The 1,126-nt window shown below is 63.2% G+C and carries 2 protein-coding genes and 1 pseudogene; 2 read left to right on the top strand and 1 reads right to left on the bottom strand.

The window, feature by feature from the left end:
• Both EOA38_RS40810 and EOA38_RS37335 read left to right on the top strand, forming a co-directional pair.
• Positions 1–113 (top strand): annotated as a pseudogene (locus tag EOA38_RS40810) (phasin family protein); the annotation flags it as partial.
• Between the two features lie 205 nt (positions 114–318).
• Entirely contained in the window at positions 319–816 is a 498-nt protein-coding gene (locus tag EOA38_RS37335) for a MaoC family dehydratase (protein WP_126093356.1), read from the top strand.
• Here the strand turns inward: EOA38_RS37335 and EOA38_RS37330 are convergent.
• Positions 813–1,126, bottom strand: a 314-nt coding sequence (locus tag EOA38_RS37330; protein ID WP_348627559.1) for an aminotransferase class I/II-fold pyridoxal phosphate-dependent enzyme, incomplete at its 5' end; no start/stop codon positions are given. The genes EOA38_RS37335 and EOA38_RS37330 overlap by 4 nt on opposite strands.

Genomic DNA, 1,126 nt, shown 5'->3' with positions numbered 1-1,126 from the left:
CCGGCGAGGTGGCCGAGATCGTCAAGAAGTCGGGCACCGAATCGATCGAAATCCTGCGCGACAGGATCAAGGATGCAATGGCGGAAATCCGCGCCGGCTATGACAAGAAGTGAACATCTGGCATACCTGTTCCAGTTTTCCGCATCGATTCAGGCAGTTGAACAACCGACGGGCGCGGCTACACGGTCTCTGCCTGCCGTAAAACCGTCAACTCTATGAGCGAAATCCCATCTGGGAACGAAATCGGGGCGCCGCGAATTGACAGGAGCCGCCGGTTCGTGGTCGGGAGACGGGCAGGGAGCCACCGGGAAAGCAGGAATGACGGAAAATCGGCCGAGAACGCCGCCGACCTTCGAGCAGTTGCGCACAATGGCCGGCCAGGAGGTCGGCGTGTCGGACTGGACGACGGTCGACCAGCAGCGCATCGACCAGTTCGCCGAATGCACGGGCGACCATCAGTGGATCCATGTCGATCCCGAACGCGCCAAACGGCAGAGCCCGTTCCGCACGACGATCGCGCATGGCTACCTGACGCTGTCGATCATCGGGGCGCTGGCGCTGGAGATGGGCATCGTGCCGGAAAACACGCAAGCCGCTTTCAACTATGGCTTCGACAAGGTGCGCTTCCTTGCGCCGGTGAAATCCGGCGCGCGCATCAGGCTGCGCACGACGCTGCTTTCCATGGAGGACCGCGGCCCCGGCCAGTATCTGATGAAGGCCGCGAACACCGTCGAGATCGAAGGCGAGCAGAAGCCAGCGCTGACCGCCGAGACGCTGGTGATGATGTATGAGCGCCGCAAGCGGGCAGCAACCTAAGCAGCGCTGTCCAGGGGCGCATTTCCTCCCTTTGCCATCGCTTTTTCGAGCGCCCTGAAAATGCGTTCATCCCCGCATTGGGCGACGTTGAAGCGCATGAACCGGCCGGCGGTATGCGACAGGCTGAAGGCATTGCCGGGCGCCAGCACGACATTTTCCGCCAGGGCGTGACGAGCGATGTCGGCGGCGTCGATGCCGTCGGGCAGGCGGCACCATAGGAACATGCCTGTGGGCTGGTCGATCCAGGGCGTGATGCCCATCGCTGTCAGCTTGCCGGCGGTTTCGGCCATGGCGCTGGCCAGGCGGGGGC

This window comes from Mesorhizobium sp. M1E.F.Ca.ET.041.01.1.1 (assembly GCF_003997355.1).
Lineage (GTDB): Bacteria > Pseudomonadota > Alphaproteobacteria > Rhizobiales > Rhizobiaceae > Mesorhizobium.
This window is presented reverse-complemented; position numbering and strand designations above follow the sequence as displayed.

Bases quoted from the DNA above. Each gene is read 5' to 3' on its own strand.
- EOA38_RS37335 (WP_126093356.1), top strand. From the start codon at position 319: ATGACGGAAAATCGGCCGAGAACGCCGCCGACCTTCGAGCAGTTGCGC.